Source organism: Paenibacillus sp. 1-8 (assembly GCF_056316205.1).
The window spans coordinates 5,147,471-5,166,158 of record NZ_CM149995.1 but is presented as its reverse complement, the minus strand read 5'-3'; the positions used below and the strand labels follow the sequence as shown (position 1 = coordinate 5,166,158).

The following is an 18,688-nucleotide window of genomic DNA, read 5'->3' as shown; positions in this document are numbered from 1 at the left end:
AGATATAGCTATCTCCTTTGCATGGGATCGAAAAAGTGGTCAGACCCGCTCTATGATCTTGTTTCGTTCATTATATCAGTAAAAGCTGATATGCTTGCAAAGTGCTGGCTCTGCACAGCCTGCGACAGTTGGAGGAAGCTTCGATGAGCGCGGCGGTTGGCAGAGCGGGTGACGATGCAATGACCGCTATGGGGAAAGCCTATATGCGATATGCCCGCGAGCGACCCGGTTTGTATGAAGCGATGCCGTATGCAACAGATCGAAATGATCCCGAAATGAGGCGTGCTGCGGATCGCGTAGCGGGGCTTGTTATTTCTGTTCTGTCCAGCGGCTACGGATTTAAGGAAGAGGATTGTGTTCATGCGGCGAGGGGATTCCGCAGTCTGCTTCACGGTTTTGCCTCGCTCGAACAAAATGGCGGTTTTGGTTTACCCGTGGAAGTGGATCGGAGTATTGAAGTCATGATGAATACTTTTTTGGCAGGGCTGCATGTGCAGCAGAAACGGGGATAACATGAGAAACGAACACGGTTTCCTTTCCTGGTAATGGTTTCTATTCAGTAAAATGTATAATTATCTGTTCTGTGCGGCAAAAAATTGATATACTCGAAAAATACTGCTTAACAGCCGGATGTGGAACCGGTTTTACAGAGGAAATGATTCAAAGGATATTAGGGGGATTGTGGATGCAACAGGTTTTACAGGATGTGATCGGTGTGATTAACGACTTTTTCTGGTCCAAGTTGTTGATTGTCATGCTGATCGCGTTGGGACTATTTTTTACGTTCCGCACTAAGGGTCTGCAAGTACGAATGATCGGAGACATGTTCCGGGTCCTCAAAGAATCAAAACGCGGCTCCCGAGACAGCATTTCGCCTTTTCAAGCATTTTGTATCAGCATGGCGGCGCGCGTGGGTACGGGTAACATTACAGGGATTGCTCTTGCCATTGCGCTGGGCGGTCCGGGTGCGGTGTTCTGGATGTGGATCATTGCGATCATCGGCTCGGCCTCGAGCTTCGTCGAAAGTACATTAGCACAGGTATATAAAGTGAAGGACAAAGACGGATTCCGTGGCGGGCCGGCGTATTACATGGAGATCGGATTGAAAAAGCGGTGGATGGGTATCGTTTTTGCGATACTGATTACACTGAGCTTTGGTCTGGTCTTTAACGCGGTGCAGTCCAATACGATTACGCTGGCTTTTGAAAATGCCTTCGGCACGAGTCGGCTGGTCGTGGGTCTGCTGATGGCGGCTGTGTTTGCGGTCATCATTTTTGGGGGGATCAAGCGGATTGCCAAAATGTCCGAATATATCGTCATCGTACTGGCGGTGCTGTATATCGGAATTGCGCTGTTTATTGTGATCATTAATATTCAGCAATTGCCGCAGGTGTTGTCCCTGATTGTACGTAGTGCATTCGGTTTCGAGCAGGTTGCAGGAGGCTCCATCGGGGCAGCTTTGATGCATGGCATCAAGCGTGGTTTATTTTCCAATGAAGCAGGAATGGGGAGCGCACCGAATGCGGCTGCTACCGCAGACACCAGCCATCCGGTCAAGCAAGGCTTGATTCAGGCATTCGGGGTGCTGACAGATACGCTTATTATTTGTACGAGCACGGCAATGATTATTTTGTTATCCGGTGCATATACGAAGCCGGGACTTAGTGGTATTGAGCTGACCCAGGCGGCTCTTAGTGTGCACATCGGCCCGTGGGCGTCCGGTTTTCTTGCCATCATGGTATTCCTGTTCGCTTTCAGCACATTGATCGGTAACTACTATTACGGTGAAACGAACATCGAGTTTATGAAATCCAAGAAAATCTGGGTATGGCTGTATCGCGCTGCTGTAATTGGCATGGTGATTTTCGGAGCGGTGGCTAAAGTGCAACTGGTGTGGGATTTGGCTGATTTATTTATGGGTATGATGGTTGTCGTCAACCTGATTGCCATTGCTCTTTTATCCCGAGTGGCTTTCGCAGCTTTAAAGGATTATTCACAGCAGAAAAAGGCGGGTCAGGACCCTGTTTTCTATAAAGATAGCATTCCGGGGCTGGAGCAAGTGGAGTGCTGGGAGCGGGAAGCCAAGCTTTAAGACAACACCTGATCGCAAACTCGGCGCACCGATCTGATTGCGTCTTGAACCATAAGGTGACAACTACGGAGAAGCTTAAGATATTCGCTAGAAAACAAAACACCATAACGATTAACAGTAGACCCCGATATATCGGATAGGACAAATGAATGCCTTTATCGTAAATGGAATATTTCATTACTCTTTGCGATTTAATCAGCGGTTGTTTACCCGTCGTACTATGGAAGCACTAACCCTGAAATATCAGCAAAGCTTATTGGGTATCATTGATCATTGTGTTCATATAGGATTACAAAAAGTCTAAATAAGGGTTGATTGAATACAATCTTAGTGTGGTTTCGTTATGGAGTTATTTTATGTGTGACCTTGGTAAAAAACCGCCCTTTGGCGAAATGGAAGTGGCAGGTAAACCAGCCATAAACCATTAAGCCAAAGAAGCGGTTTTTTTATTGCTCTTCATGCTAGAACAACATTGGATTGTTGTGCCTCAATCTATATATTCGTTCAGTTTCTGTACATCGCAGATGGTAATCTCTCGTGTACCCTTAATATGAATAATCCCCAGCTGTTCAAATTTTGCGAATTTGCGACTGATGGTTTCGCGTGTGACACCAACATAATTAGCCATTTCTTCGCGTGAAAGGGGGAGATTTATTTTAATGTAGGAGCCGTCCGGCTTGCCGTATTTATGCCCAAGTTCAAGAATCATATAGGCAATACGGATTTCCGGGTTCTTGGTAGCCAGGCTTTGAGCCAGCTTTTCGGTATGTGCCAAGCGTTTAGTAATGGTTTTGAGCAGCTTCAAAGAGATATCGGGATTGTTGCGGATCAATTGCTCCATATCATCCTTGGTGAGCATACAAATATCCGTATTTTTTAAGGCATAGGCACTAAAATTACTCAGCTCGTCACTGTTAAATATATTCAACTCGCCAAAAAAATCGCCAGTTGTCAGAATGTGCAGAATTTGTTCTTTGCCCTGAGGCGTCATCTTCAGAAGCTTGACATGCCCGCTTTTAATAATGTACAGCGTATCGGAAGCCTGTTCCTCCACAATCAAGGCCTCGCCTTTCTGATATTTTCGGTGTCGGATCATGGAACTGACCTTACACAAATCTTCGCAGGACAAAGAGGAAAAGATAGGCACTTTGCGGGCACAGGGCTCCTTTTCGCACTGGCAGGGGCAGGACAACTCATTCACATTCATTCACTCCATTCATAAGCCGGAAACTACAGGTTATAGCGCATGGTTGTTATTCTGCATCATTCTATTGGGGCAAAATGACTTTGATCCTCACCGCAGACTGGACAAACCCAGTCTTCCGGAAGGTCTTCAAACGCTGTACCGGGCATAACGTCTTCATCGGGGTCACCCATAGCAGGATCATAAATGTATCCACAGGGTTGACATACATATTTTTTCATCTTTAGTTCTCCTTGTCATCAAAAATTTTTGTGAGCTCTGGCGCGTCCGGTTTGAGTCCTTGGATGATGGCTGTTTTATATGAAAGTGAAGCGAGAGCATCTCCAAAGCCAATCACGCCGCAGATAGAGCCATTTTGTATGAACATACGTGTATAGGAAGCTCGATTTTTATTAATCAGGCTGGTGTCGCAGACTTGTTCATCTACTAGACCGATGGAAAAGAGAGGGGATTCGTAGCAGTTCGAAAGGGTTACAGGGAGGGTACGCTGATAGCTGACGGATGCGCCCGCCATATTAGCGCCTGCTATTTTTCCCTGCTCCATTGCGCTTTCCCATAACCCATCTACTTTACTCTGAAATTCGGCTGCATCACCTGCCGCATAGATATTGGCGGAGCTGGTCTCCATCTGCGCATTCACCAGAATGCCTTGTCTAATATCAAGGCCAATTTGGCGAGCAAGCTCCGTATTAGGTACAATTCCGATAGAATACACGACATGCTCGCAGGGAATTACAGAGCCATCCTCTAGTTCTACACCTTCTACGCGATCTGTGCCTGTAATACGCTGTACGCCTTGCCCAAGGTATACCTGAGTACCCCGTTCGGTCATAAGATCGGTCAAAATAGCGGAGGCCTTCTCATCTAGCTGGCGGGGCATAAGCCGATGCGAAGCTTCCAGTATGGTTACAGCATACCCTGCTTGCTGGAAGGACCAGGCGGTTTCCACGCCTTGAATACCGCCGCCGATGATACATATCCGGTCTTCCTGTCGCAATTCCGCTTTAAGGCTATCTGCATCTTGTCGAAAACGGATATTGTGAACGTTCCTTAGTGAAGCTCCGTCCAGCAAAAGCTCACGGTTGTGGGCTCCTGTACACAGCAGCAGCTTGTCATAAGCAACGGTCTGCCCATTTGCCGTTTCAATGGTGCAATCCTCTGCATGTATCGCGGTGACCTTGATGCCGGAATAAACATGAATTCGTTGATTGGCAAACCATTTTTCCTTTTTGATTAGGATTTTGTCGCTGTGCAAATCAGTGAATAGTCCCTTGGAAAGTTTGACTCTGTTATACGGAAAGGATGCTTCCTCCCCGTAAATAGAAATTTCGGCCAGCTCATCATGATCTCTAATCGCTTTTGCCGCGTTGACAGCGGCGACACTGCCTCCGATAATAACGTAATGTTGGTTACCCATTCAGTATCTCTCCTATTCGCTATACGCTACTGTGTTTTAAATAACACTAAGCAGTAGATCTGAGACAAATTCAGCGGCATTTTTAATTTTTTTCACTTTTTCAACTTCTGTAGGAGAGAAACGAATACGTACCGGGAATTCCACATGGGTCATACCCGTTGATTTGATTACATCTGAAGTACTCTGGACCTTCATATTGGTACCGTTCAAGTAATCCTGTACGACTTCAATGGCTTCCCCGCTCCAGCCGTAGGAACCAAAGGCAGCAGCCAGCTTGCCTTCCAGATTCATCTTTTGCATTTGTTGCAATAGGTCTTCCAATTTGCCCGTCATGTCGGCATATTTGGTAGAGCTACCGACGAAAACAGCATCCGCTGAGGCAATACTATTCAATATTTCCGTTTCATCGGCTTTATCCACGTCCCATAGCTCCACCTTGATTTGGTTATCCAAAAAGCAGTCTTTCAGGATGTTTGCCATTTTTTTAGTATTATTTTTTAGGGTGGCATAGACAATTGCTACTTTTTTATCATCCTTGGTTTCGGTACTCATGGATGCGTACAAATCGATAAACTTGGCAATATCATGCCGGATCGCGAAGCCGTGAGAAGGTGCAATCATCTCAATATCCAGATCAGCAACAGCTTCGATTAATGTACGCACATATCTGCGATGTGGATGAATAATAGCCTGGTAGTATCCGATAAAGTCCTCGGTGATATCAAAACCAGCCTCATCGGCAAATAGATGCTCTACAGCCACATGTGTACTGAAAATATCGCAAGGGAACAAGATTTTATCTTCTATGCAGTACGTAATCATGGTTTCTTCTGTATGGAGGTAAGGCGTTTCCTTGAACAGCAGCGTCTTGCCTCCAATATCCAGTTGGTCCCCGTCCTTGATTACGAGGAAATTGCGATGCTGAAGCTTGTACATTTGTTGAATTTCCGGAACGGCAATCTCAGTGCAGACAATCGTAGCGTTCGTTGCCTTGGAGGCAAGTGCCGCCAATCCGCCTGAGTGATCTGGTTCCGTGTGATTGACGATGATATATTGAATATCCAATGGATCGATCAATTCGGTTACAGCTTCGGCAAATTCTCTACCGAACGCCATATCCACGGTATCCACAATGGTTGGTTTTCCAGTTTTCAATAGATATGCATTATAGGTTGTACCCTTAGATAGTAGAAGACGATGAAAGGGAACCTCACGATTATCAATTTTTCCTACCCAATAAATATCCTTTGCCAGTTGAAATCCGGGCTTCATAGGAACAACCTCCTGCTTGTTTTTGTTTGTCTGACACCATTCGATTCTAGTTGGATGTGGCCATGAAAAAGAGGATTGAAATCAAATTTTTGAATATTTCAAAATATTTATGACTTAAATTTATATTTGTGATTGCAATCACAAGGCCGGCGTAATAATCAAATACAATAAGACCGTATAGATTGAAGCCTGAGAGCATGTCAGGTATCCAATCCATCATAGACAAATCCAATTTCAAACAGGAGAGTGAATCTACATGAAAAAATCAAACCTCATTCAATTTCAGGAATATAAAGAAGCTGCCTTTACTAAACGAATTGTGCATAAGGAAGCCGACAATGTAATTTTTATTCTCAACTTTACTCCTAATGCCGAACTGCCAACACATAATCATCCAGGAGCAAATGTATATTTGCTTGTTCTTGAAGGTAACGGTACTGTAACTGTGAATGGTGAAGAAACGGAAGTTGTCCAAGGGGATATGATCCATATTACCGGAGATGAGCGCTTTTCCTATCGCGGTGGTGCGGAGGCGAATTCCAGCCTGCATGTGGTGTTGACCAAAACGCCAAGTGAAAGCTATGCGCAAAATATATAAATTATAAAAATCAGAAGAAGAGGAAAAGAACTCCACATATAAAAAAGCCGCTTGGGCATTAAGCCAAGCGGCTTTCTTTAGTGGGGGGTCACACCCCGGAATACGCCATAAACCCACCGTCTACCGGGATCACTGTCCCTGTGACAAAGCCGGATGTTTGTTCATCCACGAGCCATAGCAGAGTGCCAAGCAGATCGTCTGGTACGCCGAAGCGAAGCATAGGAGTATGGGCAATGATTTTGTCCGCGCGTTCAGTGAGAGAGCCGTCCTCATGGGCAGGTAGTCTTCGCATGTCCATGTGACATGTAAAAGACGGCCTGCCTTGTTACCGTAAAAGTCTGGCAGCTCTACTCCAGATTAGCATGTTGACCAAACATAGATTCAGAGGTCAGTCTGCGTAGCTCCATCGTTCTGAGTACCAACGCATCGCCATACAACAGTAAGGTTTGCTCAAATAGTGAGCCCATAGGCTGAATGGTTTGGTAATCCTTGTTGGACGGGTCCTTGGGGGCGCCCGGAAGCTTGACGATAATATCAGCCAGCTTGCCGATGGTCGATCCGGGGGAAGTGGTCAGAAGCGCCAGAGAAGCACCGAGCTTCTTCGCCTTTTCTGCCATCGAGGTCAGACTTTTGGTTTCACCAGAGCCTGAACCGATAATCAGCAAGTCGCCTTCGCTCAAGCCGGGAGTTACTGTTTCCCCGACCACGTAAGCCTGAACACTCATATGCATCAGCCGCATCGCCAGCGAACGGATCATGAAACCTGAACGCCCTGCACCTGCCACGAACACTTTATTCGCGGATTCAATGGACTGGATCAGTTGTTCCGATTTTACATCACTGATGAGCTGTGGAACCCATTGCAGCTCCTTGAGCACCTCGGATAAATATTGAGAGGTTTCCATTGGAATTAACCTTGTTTAATGAGCTGTTGCATTTGGGAAGCAACGGCTTTTTTGTCGTCCTCGCCAGTGATCCCGCCGCCGACAATGACCAGATCCGGTTGAGCCTTAACGACCTCAGCCAGGGTGCTCAGCTTAATGCCGCCAGCAACGGCTGTTTTGGAGTTTTTCACGACTTTTTTAACAGTTTGCAGTGCTTCGAACGGGCTTTGTCCTTCAGCTTGCAGATCATAGCCTGTATGCACGCAGATGTAGTCTACGCCGAGAGCGTCGATTTCTTTAGCGCGTTGCTCCAGGTTTTTAACACCGATCATATCCACCAGGATTTTTTTGCCGCCTTGTTTTTTCGCTTCTTCTACCGCACCTTTGATCGTTGCATCTTCAGCTACAGCCAGAATCGTAACGATATCTGCGCCAGCTTCGGAAGCTTTCAGCACTTCGTAACCGCCTGCATCCATAACTTTCAGGTCAGCCAGCACTTTCAAATTCGGAAATGCTTCTTTCATTGCTTTTACCGCATGTAGTCCTTCGTTAATGACAATCGGTGTACCAATTTCTACGATATCAATATACGATTCTACTTCTTTTATCAATGCAATCCCTTGTGGGATATCTACTAAGTCTAAAGCCAATTGAAGTTCCATGTTATAACTTCACTCCTTTAGTGAATTTGTATTTGATGAACAGGTACATACTCTGTTGAGTGCTGCGAATACTTTGGTTTCATGCACAGGTTTGATTGTAAGCCCCCGGTATCCGATTGAAAAGTACGCACTAATCCGTAACGTAGTTACCCTGAGGATACTATGGCTTCTCTTTGGCCTCCTTTGGAGGGCCTGATTCGCGTCTTTTTTATGAATTAATTGAATTGACTTCAAGTTAGGTTTTGTCTATATTTGTAATATACTGGTATGCGAGAGGAACGAAAATGGGGATGCTCCTGATGGGAATACACTGTCGTTATGATCCGAATGTCCCTTCCAGTTACGCTCTACAGCAGAACCGGGAGGATGGAAACCAGCAGCACAGCTGCCCTGAATAACAACCATTTGTCTATGGGTAGACGCATTTTCAGGATATGGAGGCGGGTTTTAGTGGAAGAGGTCCTGAACCAGAGGGAAGCTATTTATTTGTTGTCGGACAGCCACGAACTCGACAAGGCTTGTGAGTTGTTTAGAATCAGCTACACACATAACGATTGGGATGAAGCGAACAAGGTTGCAGACTATCTGCATGCTTTGGCTGAAAGCCTGTATCACACCCAACTGAGAAATGCTGCGGACGGCAAGCACGAGACATTGAATACCAAACATCCGTTGGTATTTTATTATGCATACAGCTATCTGGCGAAATCTATTTATTATCAAAATAAAGGCAAGTATGACGAAGCCAGAGACTATATTATGAAGTATAGCGAGATGGGCTGGTTTATGGGGCTGGATGAGAGCGGCCATGAAGAAGTAGAAAGATTTCGTTTTCTCGCCAAAGCCAACCTGTACACGATTGAATTGCTTTCAGGAAAACGGGAGCTTCTGCCTGAATATGTTGAATTTCTTCACGCTAATGATGAGGAACTGCTTCCAGGACTGGTCGGTATTACCGAAGCAGCTAATTTGAACAACTGGAATATTGACGACCTGCTGAATGATTTTGCCCGCGATATTGAGATATTTGAAGGTTATGAAGATAGAGGAAACCGCGTATATTATGTAAAGCTGGTTAACCAATTAGCCATTTATTATTTCAAACAGGAGCAGTACACCGTTGCGTTGAATTATGTCCTGGTCTCTCTGCAATCCTCTGGTAGTGTAGAAACAGATGCCAATTTCAGGACACTGGTCGCTCTGTTTGAGGCTTATCGAGATTTGGCAACATCGTCACAGCAAGAGCAATATCAAACCATTTTATTAAGGGGACTTCATAATGAAAAAGGCTTTAATCTCGGTAACTATGGTCTTGGCGTTTCTTAGTATTGTGATTTCAGTGGGAGCTGCACTAGGAGAGCTGGAACCCGTGATTCCTTCCAATCATGGTGTTTTCTAAGTTACTGTTTAAACTTGGTTTGAATGATAAGTCTCGGCAGGGATTTTGTAATTAAAAGGAGCATACTTTAACGCTTTTGGCGATAAGTGTGCTCCCTTCTTTCGTGCGAAATTACATTTATTCTACGATATAAGAAGTCAGGTTATTAGCTAACTGCTGCATCGTTTCACTCGCTTGTTGCATACGCTCCATCACTTCAGTAAAAGAGCTTACGAGAGTCGCTTGCTCATGAGAGGAGGAAACGATTTGTTCAATTTCCTGCTCCATCTGACGAATGGAGTTTTGTACATCCTTGAGGGCTCCTTCGATATCGACCGTTGCTTTTTTGGATTCTACGGATAGCTTACGCACCTCTTGAGCCACGATGCCAAAGCCTGCTCCCGCTTCCCCCACACGTGCGGCTTCAATAGCAGCATTCAGTCCGAGCAGGTTGGTTTGCTCGGAAATTTCCTTGATAAATACAGCAACTTGATTGATTTTTCCTGAGTTTTGCACGGCAATTTGGGTGTTTTTCAAAATCTGTTCACTGGTAGCCTGGAGTTCCTCGGAATGCGCTGCTACATGTTGCACCATATCAATGAGATGCTCGGTGATGGAGCCGTTCTCGGATACGATTTGATCCAGTTGATTTTTGTTAGTCAAATTATAGGAGGCCGTAAATGCTGCAACGACTTCGCCCTTTTCGTCAAACACTGGAATACTGACCGTATCAAGAGGATATCCCAAAACTTCAGCAGGAATGTGGGTCAGGCTGGGTTCACGTCCATTTTTAAGCGTGGCAAAATTTTTGTAGCTCTCGAGCAGCTCCGAGCCAGGTTTATAGCCGAGATCCATACCCTCTGACTCGCTATAAGCCAGAACATGAGTGCGGTCGAAGAGAGAAAGGGTCACTTTCTCACGCATAATCTGTTGTATGTAGGGGATGGCTGCAATTAATGCATCTACTGTATTCAAATAGATAACCTACCTTTCTTTACTAGGTGTATTTTTTATAGTCATATATATATATATTTGTCGGTCTACGGAGGGATAAAAGTTATAAAAGTAATGAAAAATTTAACGAATATGAGAGTTTAAGAAAAAAGGCACACCGCTTCAAGCCAGGAAACGATATGCCTTTTCGTTTATAATGATGCAAAAGCTTCTTGTATTCGGGTCACTCGCCGCGCTGTTCGAATAATTGTACGATTTCGACAATGACCTTGGTTGCAAGCACCATATTGTCTACAGACACATACTCGAACTTGCCGTGATAGTTCTCCCCACCTGTAAAAATATTAGGTGTAGGTAGTCCCATATAGGACAACTGTGAACCATCTGTACCACCGCGAATCGGCTTGATAATCGGATCAATGCCCAGCTTTGTCATCGCTTCATGGGCAACATCCACGATGTGCTTGACGGGCTCGATTTTTTCCTTCATGTTGTAATACTGATCTCTCAGCTCCAGAACGATACGGTTTTCCCCATATGTGGCTTGCAGCTCTTTAACCACATTCGTTAAGTAAGCCTTCCGGTTTTCAAAGCTTTCACGATCAAAATCACGGATGATATAGTACAGTTTGGCTTGTTCTACCGTACCCTCAAATTCCAGCAAATGATAAAAGCCATCGTATCCGTCCGTGTATTCCGGAGCTTCATTCGCCGGCAATCGTCCGTTTAGCTCCATGGCAATTTTGACGGCGTTAATCATTTTGTTTTTGGCTGTACCTGGATGGACATTAACGCCATGAATAGTAATATGGGCGGCTGCGGCGTTGAAGCTTTCATATTCCAGTTCTCCGAGCGGTCCGCCATCGACTGTATACGCATATTCAGCACCAAAAGCAGCTACATCAAACCGTTCCGGTCCTCTTCCAATCTCCTCGTCCGGTGTAAATGCGACGCGAATCTTGCCGTGCGAGATCTCCGGGTGATCCAGCAGATAATGTATGGCTGTCATAATTTCAGCGATCCCGGCTTTGTTATCTGCACCAAGCAATGTAGTACCGTCCGTCGTGATCAGGGTATGACCTTTATATTGGGGCAGTTCGGGGAACTCGCGCGGAGAAAGGTTCACACCCAGCGATGCATTCAGCGTAATATCGCCCCCATCATAATTTTCCGTCAGTTGGGGCTTTACCCCTGCGCCAGTCATTTCGGTAGCGGTATCGAGATGGGCCAGAAAGCCGATAACCGGGACCTCTTTATCCGTATTGGAAGGAAGGGTTGCCATGACATAGCCGTTGTCGTCCATCGTTACATCTGTCATACCAATGGCTTTCAGTTCATTGACCAGCAGTTTGCCCAGTGTGAGCTGTCCTGGTGTGGTCGGGCAAGTGCTGCTGCTTTCATCGGATTGGGTATCCACCTGAACATAAGTGGTCAGGCGTTCAATCAGTTCTTGTTTCATGCGTATATCCTCCTAGTGGTCATTTCTGATATGCTACATATTTTATCATGATTGGACTTGTTATATGAAAAATTTGGCTTTACCATCTAAAACAACAGCTTGTGTTGCACAGAGACGACGAGTAAGATAATAGTAAAAGAACGTAAAAATGGAGTAAAACCATCAAAGGAGTCTGCAATGCCTACGTTAAAAGATATTGCTCAGGAGGCCGAGGTTTCCATATCGACAGTTTCCCGAGTGTTAAATTATGATGAAACATTGTCCGTTTCGGAGGAAACACGGCGTAAAATTTTCGAGGTCGCGGAGCGTATGAAATATACGACAGCCAAACGTAAAAACGGCGGTATCGGGCGTCAGCCTCGTAAAAAGGCCGAGGGGCCGATCCGGCTCGGTATGGTCCATTGGTTTAGCGCGTATCAGGAACTGGAGGACCCATATTATTTGTCCATCCGGTTCGGCGTGGAAAAGGAATGCCGCCAAAGCGGAGCGCAATTGGAGCGCATTTTCCGGCGGGAAGACCTGGCCGCACTGAAGACGCTGTCTGCACTGAAGACGCTGTCCGAAGGGCTGCACGGGCTGATCGTGCTCGGACACTTTAGCAGCGAGGAAGTGGAGCACATGGTGGAGCTTCCCATCCCTTGTGTTTTTCTGGATCACCCCGTGGAGCGAACGGGTGCGGACTATGTCGTCATTGACCTCGCTCGTGCTGCGGCGGACGCGCTGGATTATTTGATGGACGCGGGCCATCGTCATATCGGTTATGTGGGTATGGGTAAGGATGAGCAGGACCATGATTTCAACCAGACGGAGCTGGATGCGCGTTATGAGACCTTTTTACGGTATAAAGGGCAGCATGCGCTATGCACATCGAACGACGTTCATGTGTGTGGCGGAACGGCAGCAGACGGCTTTCGTGCGATGGAAGCGGCCATTCTGGCAGGGCCAGAGAACCTGCCTACAGCCTTCTTTGTGGCGAGCGATTCGGTGGCGATTGGTGTATTAAAGGCGCTGGAGCAGCATCAAATCGCTGTTCCTGAACGTATTTCAATCGTCGGCTTCAATGATATTCCGACAGCGGAATATTTGACACCGTCGCTGACGACGGTCAAGACGTATACCGAATTGATGGGGGAAACGGGCGTTCAGCTCTTGCTGCATACGGTGCGCAACGGTCCGAACGAGGTGGGTCGAAAGGTCACCATTCCGACCGAGCTGATGATTCGTAACAGCAGTGCGTCGCCGTTTACGGCTTCGGTATAGAAATGTGCTCCATTGTGTGTTTCATGACCTTTACAGCTCCGGATGCCGGAGCTGTTTTTTTGTATGAGCAGAAGAAAAAAACGGAATTGACAAATGTTTTGTAAATGATTACATTAAAAATATATTTATTTTACTAAGTTTTACTCGTTAATTTTACTTAAATATTTTACTGTGGTAAAAGAGTGAAAAATAAAAGGTTGAGGTGACTGTCTATGCGTACCATTTTGCCGTTGAATGACCAGTGGTTTTACCGTCCCGAGTATGTTGAGAGCGAAATAAGCGCAGGAATTGATGCGAGTCGGTATGAGCCCATTCTGCTGCCACACACCAATGTAGAGCTGCCATATAACTATTTTGACGACAAGGCGTTCCAGTTTGTTTCCACGTATAAAAGGGAGCTGAACATTCCGGCAGATACCAAGGGGAAACGGGTGTACGTCGATTTTGAAGGGGTCATGACTTACGCGCAGGTATATCTGAACGGGGTAAAAGCGGGGGAGCATAAGGGAGGCTACACACCGTTCAGTATTGAATTGACCGGACTTGCCGAATACGGCGGTTCCAATGTGCTGACGGTCATCGTCGATTCTACGGAGCGGGACGACATTCCTCCTTTTGGGGCAGTCATTGACTATCTGACCTACGGCGGTATTTACCGGGAGGTGCAGCTGCGAATTGTCGAGCCTGTGCATCTCGGCACAGTATTCGTCCAGACACCGGAGCCGCTTGCGGCAAGCAAGGCGGTACGTGTAGTCGTAGAGCTGGAGGGACTTGGCGATCAGGAGGAAGACTTGAAGGTTGCCCTACGACTTCTGGACGGAGCGAGCGTGAAGGCGGAGACCGAGCTGACAGCGGTGACGGCGGCGGAAGTGACGCTGGAGCTGAAAGAGCTAACCGATCTACAGCTTTGGGATATAGATGATCCCAAGCTGTATGAAGCAGAGCTGACGCTGCTGCGGAACGGGGAAGAGCTGGATCGGCTGAATGTGCGCTTCGGCTTCCGCGAAGCCGAATTTCAGCCGGACGGGTTTTACCTGAACGGGCGGAAGCTCAAGCTACTGGGCTTGAATCGCCACCAGTCTTACCCGTATGTCGGCTATGCGATGCCGAAAAGAGCACAGCGCCGTGATGCCGATATACTCAAAGAGGAATTGGGCCTGAATATGGTGCGAACATCGCATTACCCGCAGTCCCGTCATTTTCTGGACCGTTGCGATGAGATCGGATTGCTCGTTTTTGAGGAAATTCCGGGCTGGCAGCATATTGGCGGCGAAGCGTGGAAGGAACAGGCGGTAAAGGACGTAGAGGACATGATTATCCGCGACCGCAATCATCCGTCTATTGTGATCTGGGGCGTGCGGATTAATGAATCGCAGGATGATCATGAGCTGTACACACGTACCAATGAGCTTGCACGCAAGCTTGATCCGACTCGTGTGACTGGTGGGGTGCGTTATATTGTAGGCAGCGAGCTGCTGGAAGATGTATATACGATGAATGATTTCGTTCATGACGGTGGGCATCAAAAATATTTGGTGAAGGAAATCCGCAATTTCGAGACGTATGACAATGCAGATGGCGTAGATGGAGAAACAACAGGCTTGCGACCGCCGTCTTTGGTAACAAAGCTGGATCACCCAGTCCCTTATCTGGTGACGGAATATAACGGGCATATGTATCCGACCAAACGCTTTGATCAGGAGGAACGGGTGATGGAGCACGCGCTGCGCCATACGCGGGTGCAAAATGCTTCCTACGCTGACGCGGGGATTGCCGGAGCGATTGGTTGGTGTGCTTTTGACTATAATACACACGCGGATTTTGGTTCTGGCGATAAAATCTGCTACCACGGTGTCATGGATATGTTCCGCTTGCCCAAATTCGCAGCGAACGTGTATCGCAGTCAGAAGCGGGTCGAGCAGGAAATCATTTTGGAGCCAGTCACTTACTGGTCACGTGGCGAACGGAGCATCGGGGGCGTTGTGCCGCTGGTTGTGTTCACCAATTGTGATGAGGTGGAATTCATTTATGGTGACGAGCGCAAGGGCGTGTATCGTCCGAACCAGGAAAAGTATCCGGCGCTTCCGCATCCTCCAGTCGTCGTCGACGAATTGACAGGTCACTGGGGCATGAAGTGGGAAGATGCCGTGTTCATCGGTTACGTGGACGGTCAAGAGGTCATTCGCAGACGCTATTCCCGTAATCCCGTACCCACGGAGCTGCGTGTAGCTGCGGATGATACAGTGCTGGAGGCGGGCGATTGGGACGTGACGAGAGTTGTGGTGGATGCTCTGGACGAATACGGCAATGTCCTGCCTTTCTATGCTGATCCGGTTTCCGTGGAGGTCGAGGGAGCGGGCGATTTGATCGGCCCTTCAACCTTATCCCTGATTGGTGGACGTATTGCGTTCTGGGTTCGTACAAAGGGAGAGGCGGGTAATATCCGTGTGAAGGTTTCCGCGCCATCCCGTTTTGACCCGCAGGAAGTAAGTATTCGCGTGCAGTAGAGTTAAAATAGAACATTTAACGTTATATGACGTAGGTTATTTCTTCGTTTATTTAAGAAGGGGATGTCAGATCAGATTCTACAAAGAATCTGAGAAGGCAACCCCTTTTTGGCTTGTGCATAGGGACTTTAATCTATGAATCTGTTAATTTGTGTCTTATGGCTGAGTCAATTGACGTTGCGTTCATAGATTGGAAGCATAGAATACACTATCAAGCGTAAGGGAGGTGAATCCTATGGCGATTCTATTACCTCAGCAATTCTATTCTCTCGCTGCCAATATTGGTAAATCATACTTTGAAAACTTGAACGGTGGCGCGAATGCTACAATTACCGTTAATAATAACGGTCCGGCTCCGATCGATCTTGTCATTACTCGTGTCAACGCACCCGTGATCACTTATGTTATCCCTCCAACTAACAGTCTCACGTTGGCTGTTGCTTTACTGCTGGTAGCCGCTCTTCAGACTACCGCAGCTGGAGCAGCTACGGGTACGATCCAGATTGCGACAGCTGATTTTTAAGCTGTAACGAACTGATCCTCTAACTCTAGTTTGCCGCAAGGTGAGCTAGAGTTTTTTTGCTTTGATAATTTTCTGAAACTTTTTTCGGGTTGTGCCGATATATACATATGGCATAGTAAATAACACATCGAAAAGGAGTATCCCCTTTATGAGCTTTAGCAATCCGGTTTTACGTGAAGACATCTTCGTGCGTGAAGATGAAAGAGAAGTTAGCGAACAACGCATGACCATTGGAGGCACGATCAGCAAAACGCTGCTCTTGCTGGTTCTGCTGATTATCGCGGGCAGTATCACATGGTATATGACCTACGAAGGTACAGTAGAGGTCTTATCCTTGATCACCGCAGGCTCACTTGGCATGGTCGGCGTAGCGCTGGCTATATCCTTTTTTCCAAAATCAGCCCCGTTTCTATCGCCCGTTTATGCAATTCTGAGCGGTTTTGCTTTAGGCGGGATTTCAGCTTTCATGGAATATGACTATCCCGGTATCGTGGCGAATGCGATTTTGCTGACGGTGGGCATTTTGTTTTTGATGTTGTTTATGTATACACAGCGAATCATTAAAGTTACCCGGGGCTTTATCTCCTTCGTTGTTTTATGTACGTTGGCGATTGTTCTGGTGACGCTGGTCGACTTCGTTTTGAACTTTTTCGGGATGAACGTTCCTTATATTCATGAGACAGGCTGGCTTGGAATCGGTATTAGTCTGTTTATCGTTGTGATTGCGGCTTTGAATCTGCTGCTGGATTTTAATTTCATTGAAGAGCAAGCGGATCAGGGTGCACCGAAATATATGGAGTGGTATGGCGCGTTTGCATTGCTGGTGACTTTAGTGTGGCTGTATGTGCGGATTTTGGAGCTGTTGTCCAAATTCAGCAAAAAGGACTAAGCGCCTGCGATTTATGAATGGTTTCACTTCATGTGCAGATAGGTGCAGGATAAGGAGAAGAGGACGGCTGAGGGCCACCTGCTGATGCAAGTGGCCTTTGCTGTTACCCGTTAACACCGTGATTGAAAGGAACAATGGTTGAATTGTAAGATATTTTGATACTTTGTCAGCTGTTCCGTTGTTGCAAACGGACGAACGGTTTCGAACATGGAAATAGTTGTAATAGATTCCCTGTATAAATCCATTGTAACTGCTGTTTGCAAACAATTCAGAATATAATTTATGGCGACACCATACCGCTGCTGATTTATGTTATAGATAGCTAGTTGATTAAGTAATTTCACATAATACACACGATTTCCAAGGTCTTCAAAGCTGGAAAAATTCTCTAGCTGATCGGGAATATAATAATAATACTCGTCTATATTCCATTCATTTATGTTTGCTGCCTCAAAAATTGTGATTAATCCGGGCAATGTTTCCTCGTCGTTTTCTTGTATAAACTCATTGTACTCCTTCAATATTTCCTTATTCCCTGATAATAAGTCTACAGCGTATCCATTTGCCACTGAAAATCCTTTAAAACGTTCTATTTCTTGTATATCTTCGTCCGTAGCATTTTTGTACCATCCTAAGTCAGCATATTTAGCTATATATTCTCTTGCTCGATCAAAAAGACCTTGCTTCCGAAAAACGATGTATTTAGCCAGGTATCCGTATCCAAAATAAAATATAAGTGGGTGCTTTAGTACCTGATTTAGAGGAACAACGTCACCCCATTTTTGTCTACTGCTATAACTGCGTTCAGCCATACTTAAAATGTGATCAGCGACGCGATCCGCTTCTGCCCAATCATTTTGTCTATAATTTAGCCGAAATAATTCAAAAGCCTTATCCAAGGGATGCGCGTGTTCAGACAACAAATAAATTTCTTCCTCTGTTTCAAAACGATTCTCCATCACTAACGCCTCCATATTTGCTTTAAAAGTCGCACGCTATAATAACTTTTTAAGCTGGGAAATACGGCCTTGTGACACGCCAAGCCTTTCGGCATATTCACTCTGCTTGGCTGTCGGATGCTCGCGTTTGAGTCTTCTTAGGCTTTCAACCAGTTCTTGTGTCGACCGATTTACTTTTTTTTCTTTGTACGTAGACTCCTTAACAACAGGGGCAGGAATGGGACGAACACCTACGTTTCCCTTCAGGTCGAGTATACATTGCTTACATAAAAGTAAACTTTTGAAATAGGTTAAATCCAGAAATGAATTGCACAAATTACAGGAAACCCCGCTACTATACTTTCCTATGCCCATAAAGCCTTTTTCAACGTCCATATAAAATTCTAAAGGCTCGCCAATCTCAATCCCCATGGAGCTTCGGATTTCCATCGGAATAACAATCCGGCCTAATGTATCTAAGGGGCGTGTCATACCTGTTTTCTTCAATTGATATCCTCCTTATCGGGTTATAGAAACCCACTTCGTTCTCTGAACTGTCACCTGTGATTTCTGTACACATAATCCAATGTTCTCCAAAAAGGGGTATTTATTGTTGTGACAATAGATGGTATATTGGGAACATACAAATAT

At 46.0% G+C, this 18,688-nt stretch carries 18 protein-coding genes and 1 pseudogene; 8 read left to right on the top strand and 11 right to left on the bottom strand.

Annotated elements, in window-relative coordinates; all coding sequences use genetic code 11:
- Positions 1 to 143: 143 nt before the first annotated feature.
- Together AC0WRU_RS23800 and AC0WRU_RS23795 are read left to right on the top strand one after the other, a co-directional pair.
- Positions 144 to 512: a TetR-like C-terminal domain-containing protein gene (locus tag AC0WRU_RS23800; protein WP_476126568.1), complete on the top strand. Its 369-nt coding sequence runs from the start codon at positions 144 to 146 to the stop codon at positions 510 to 512.
- 173 nt (positions 513 to 685) lie between these two features.
- Complete coding sequence (locus AC0WRU_RS23795) at positions 686 to 2,092, top strand: alanine/glycine:cation symporter family protein (protein ID WP_476126567.1); 1,407 nt, start codon at positions 686 to 688, stop codon at positions 2,090 to 2,092.
- Positions 2,093 to 2,579: 487 nt separating this feature from the next.
- On the opposite strand, the gene AC0WRU_RS23790 is transcribed toward AC0WRU_RS23795, so the two are convergent.
- From AC0WRU_RS23790 to AC0WRU_RS23775, 4 genes are read right to left on the bottom strand one after another with little or no spacing between them, the layout of a single operon-like run.
- Positions 2,580 to 3,299: a Crp/Fnr family transcriptional regulator gene (locus AC0WRU_RS23790; protein ID WP_476126566.1), complete on the bottom strand. Its 720-nt coding sequence runs from the start codon at positions 3,297 to 3,299 to the stop codon at positions 2,580 to 2,582.
- A gap of 56 nt (positions 3,300 to 3,355) precedes the next feature.
- On the bottom strand, positions 3,356 to 3,517 hold the full coding sequence (gene rd / locus AC0WRU_RS23785) for a rubredoxin (protein WP_476126565.1): 162 nt from the start codon (positions 3,515 to 3,517) through the stop codon (positions 3,356 to 3,358).
- 2 nt (positions 3,518 to 3,519) lie between these two features.
- A complete protein-coding gene (locus tag AC0WRU_RS23780; RefSeq protein ID WP_476126564.1) occupies positions 3,520 to 4,713 on the bottom strand; it encodes an NAD(P)/FAD-dependent oxidoreductase in 1,194 nt (397 codons plus the stop codon).
- Between the two features lie 36 nt (positions 4,714 to 4,749).
- Positions 4,750 to 5,985, bottom strand: coding sequence for an FprA family A-type flavoprotein (locus AC0WRU_RS23775; protein WP_476126563.1), 1,236 nt, complete (start codon positions 5,983 to 5,985; stop codon positions 4,750 to 4,752).
- 256 nt (positions 5,986 to 6,241) lie between these two features.
- Here AC0WRU_RS23775 and AC0WRU_RS23770 point away from each other — a divergent pair, with 256 nt between their 5' ends.
- The gene (locus AC0WRU_RS23770) at positions 6,242 to 6,583 is read left to right on the top strand and encodes a cupin domain-containing protein (protein WP_025683884.1); all 342 of its coding nucleotides are present in this window, start codon (positions 6,242 to 6,244) and stop codon (positions 6,581 to 6,583) included.
- 88 nt (positions 6,584 to 6,671) lie between these two features.
- Here AC0WRU_RS23770 and AC0WRU_RS23765 read toward each other — a convergent pair.
- The 3 genes and pseudogenes from AC0WRU_RS23765 to hxlA all read right to left on the bottom strand — a co-directional run.
- Positions 6,672 to 6,866: pseudogene (locus tag AC0WRU_RS23765) on the bottom strand (D-mannonate oxidoreductase); the annotation flags it as partial.
- Between the two features lie 64 nt (positions 6,867 to 6,930).
- Positions 6,931 to 7,488, bottom strand: coding sequence for a 6-phospho-3-hexuloisomerase (hxlB, locus tag AC0WRU_RS23760; protein ID WP_476126562.1), 558 nt, complete (start codon positions 7,486 to 7,488; stop codon positions 6,931 to 6,933).
- 5 nt (positions 7,489 to 7,493) lie between these two features.
- The gene (hxlA, locus tag AC0WRU_RS23755; RefSeq protein ID WP_476126561.1) at positions 7,494 to 8,129 is read right to left on the bottom strand and encodes a 3-hexulose-6-phosphate synthase; all 636 of its coding nucleotides are present in this window, start codon (positions 8,127 to 8,129) and stop codon (positions 7,494 to 7,496) included.
- A 450-nt stretch (positions 8,130 to 8,579) separates the two neighbouring features.
- On the opposite strand from hxlA, the gene AC0WRU_RS23750 reads away from it, so the two are divergent.
- The gene (locus tag AC0WRU_RS23750) at positions 8,580 to 9,455 is read left to right on the top strand and encodes a DNA-binding protein (RefSeq protein WP_476126559.1); all 876 of its coding nucleotides are present in this window, start codon (positions 8,580 to 8,582) and stop codon (positions 9,453 to 9,455) included.
- A gap of 190 nt (positions 9,456 to 9,645) precedes the next feature.
- On the opposite strand, the gene AC0WRU_RS23745 is transcribed toward AC0WRU_RS23750, so the two are convergent.
- Together AC0WRU_RS23745 and pepT are read right to left on the bottom strand one after the other, a co-directional pair.
- Positions 9,646 to 10,482 (bottom strand): methyl-accepting chemotaxis protein, encoded by an 837-nt coding sequence (locus AC0WRU_RS23745; protein ID WP_025683888.1) that lies wholly within the window; start codon positions 10,480 to 10,482, stop codon positions 9,646 to 9,648.
- 202 nt (positions 10,483 to 10,684) lie between these two features.
- Positions 10,685 to 11,920 (bottom strand): peptidase T, encoded by a 1,236-nt coding sequence (gene pepT / locus AC0WRU_RS23740; RefSeq protein WP_476126558.1) that lies wholly within the window; start codon positions 11,918 to 11,920, stop codon positions 10,685 to 10,687.
- A gap of 177 nt (positions 11,921 to 12,097) precedes the next feature.
- Between pepT and AC0WRU_RS23735 the strand changes: the two genes are divergently transcribed.
- From AC0WRU_RS23735 to AC0WRU_RS23720, 4 genes are all read left to right on the top strand, one after another.
- Complete coding sequence (locus AC0WRU_RS23735; RefSeq protein WP_476126557.1) at positions 12,098 to 13,180, top strand: LacI family DNA-binding transcriptional regulator; 1,083 nt, start codon at positions 12,098 to 12,100, stop codon at positions 13,178 to 13,180.
- A 212-nt stretch (positions 13,181 to 13,392) separates the two neighbouring features.
- Positions 13,393 to 15,687 carry a glycoside hydrolase family 2 protein gene (locus AC0WRU_RS23730; protein ID WP_476126556.1) on the top strand — a complete coding sequence of 765 codons (2,295 nt, stop codon included), beginning with the start codon at positions 13,393 to 13,395 and terminating at the stop codon, positions 15,685 to 15,687.
- 235 nt (positions 15,688 to 15,922) lie between these two features.
- Positions 15,923 to 16,210: a hypothetical protein gene (locus AC0WRU_RS23725; RefSeq protein ID WP_476126555.1), complete on the top strand. Its 288-nt coding sequence runs from the start codon at positions 15,923 to 15,925 to the stop codon at positions 16,208 to 16,210.
- Positions 16,211 to 16,358: 148 nt separating this feature from the next.
- Positions 16,359 to 17,099 carry a Bax inhibitor-1/YccA family protein gene (locus tag AC0WRU_RS23720; RefSeq protein ID WP_476126554.1) on the top strand — a complete coding sequence of 247 codons (741 nt, stop codon included), beginning with the start codon at positions 16,359 to 16,361 and terminating at the stop codon, positions 17,097 to 17,099.
- Between the two features lie 110 nt (positions 17,100 to 17,209).
- Here the strand turns inward: AC0WRU_RS23720 and AC0WRU_RS23715 are convergent, their stop codons facing one another.
- Positions 17,210 to 18,058 (bottom strand): DNA-binding protein, encoded by an 849-nt coding sequence (locus tag AC0WRU_RS23715; protein ID WP_476126553.1) that lies wholly within the window; start codon positions 18,056 to 18,058, stop codon positions 17,210 to 17,212.
- 36 nt (positions 18,059 to 18,094) lie between these two features.
- Positions 18,095 to 18,544, bottom strand: a complete 450-nt coding sequence (locus tag AC0WRU_RS23710; protein WP_476126552.1) for an AbrB/MazE/SpoVT family DNA-binding domain-containing protein — start codon at positions 18,542 to 18,544, stop codon at positions 18,095 to 18,097.
- Positions 18,545 to 18,688 lie beyond the last annotated feature (144 nt).

Excerpts from the sequence above, each read along its gene's own strand:
- AC0WRU_RS23800 (WP_476126568.1), top strand. The coding sequence starts at position 144 with ATGAGCGCGGCGGTTGGCAGAGCGGGTGACGATGCAATGACCGCTATG.
- AC0WRU_RS23795 (WP_476126567.1), top strand. The coding sequence starts at position 686 with ATGCAACAGGTTTTACAGGATGTGATCGGTGTGATTAACGACTTTTTC.
- AC0WRU_RS23790 (WP_476126566.1), bottom strand. The coding sequence starts at position 3,299 with ATGAATGTGAATGAGTTGTCCTGCCCCTGCCAGTGCGAAAAGGAGCCC.
- rd (WP_476126565.1), bottom strand. The coding sequence starts at position 3,517 with ATGAAAAAATATGTATGTCAACCCTGTGGATACATTTATGATCCTGCT.
- AC0WRU_RS23780 (WP_476126564.1), bottom strand. The coding sequence starts at position 4,713 with ATGGGTAACCAACATTACGTTATTATCGGAGGCAGTGTCGCCGCTGTC.
- AC0WRU_RS23775 (WP_476126563.1), bottom strand. The coding sequence starts at position 5,985 with ATGAAGCCCGGATTTCAACTGGCAAAGGATATTTATTGGGTAGGAAAA.
- AC0WRU_RS23770 (WP_025683884.1), top strand. The coding sequence starts at position 6,242 with ATGAAAAAATCAAACCTCATTCAATTTCAGGAATATAAAGAAGCTGCC.
- hxlB (WP_476126562.1), bottom strand. The coding sequence starts at position 7,488 with ATGGAAACCTCTCAATATTTATCCGAGGTGCTCAAGGAGCTGCAATGG.
- hxlA (WP_476126561.1), bottom strand. The coding sequence starts at position 8,129 with ATGGAACTTCAATTGGCTTTAGACTTAGTAGATATCCCACAAGGGATT.
- pepT (WP_476126558.1), bottom strand. The coding sequence starts at position 11,920 with ATGAAACAAGAACTGATTGAACGCCTGACCACTTATGTTCAGGTGGAT.
- AC0WRU_RS23735 (WP_476126557.1), top strand. The coding sequence starts at position 12,098 with ATGCCTACGTTAAAAGATATTGCTCAGGAGGCCGAGGTTTCCATATCG.
- AC0WRU_RS23730 (WP_476126556.1), top strand. The coding sequence starts at position 13,393 with ATGCGTACCATTTTGCCGTTGAATGACCAGTGGTTTTACCGTCCCGAG.
- AC0WRU_RS23725 (WP_476126555.1), top strand. The coding sequence starts at position 15,923 with ATGGCGATTCTATTACCTCAGCAATTCTATTCTCTCGCTGCCAATATT.
- AC0WRU_RS23720 (WP_476126554.1), top strand. The coding sequence starts at position 16,359 with ATGAGCTTTAGCAATCCGGTTTTACGTGAAGACATCTTCGTGCGTGAA.
- AC0WRU_RS23715 (WP_476126553.1), bottom strand. The coding sequence starts at position 18,058 with ATGGAGAATCGTTTTGAAACAGAGGAAGAAATTTATTTGTTGTCTGAA.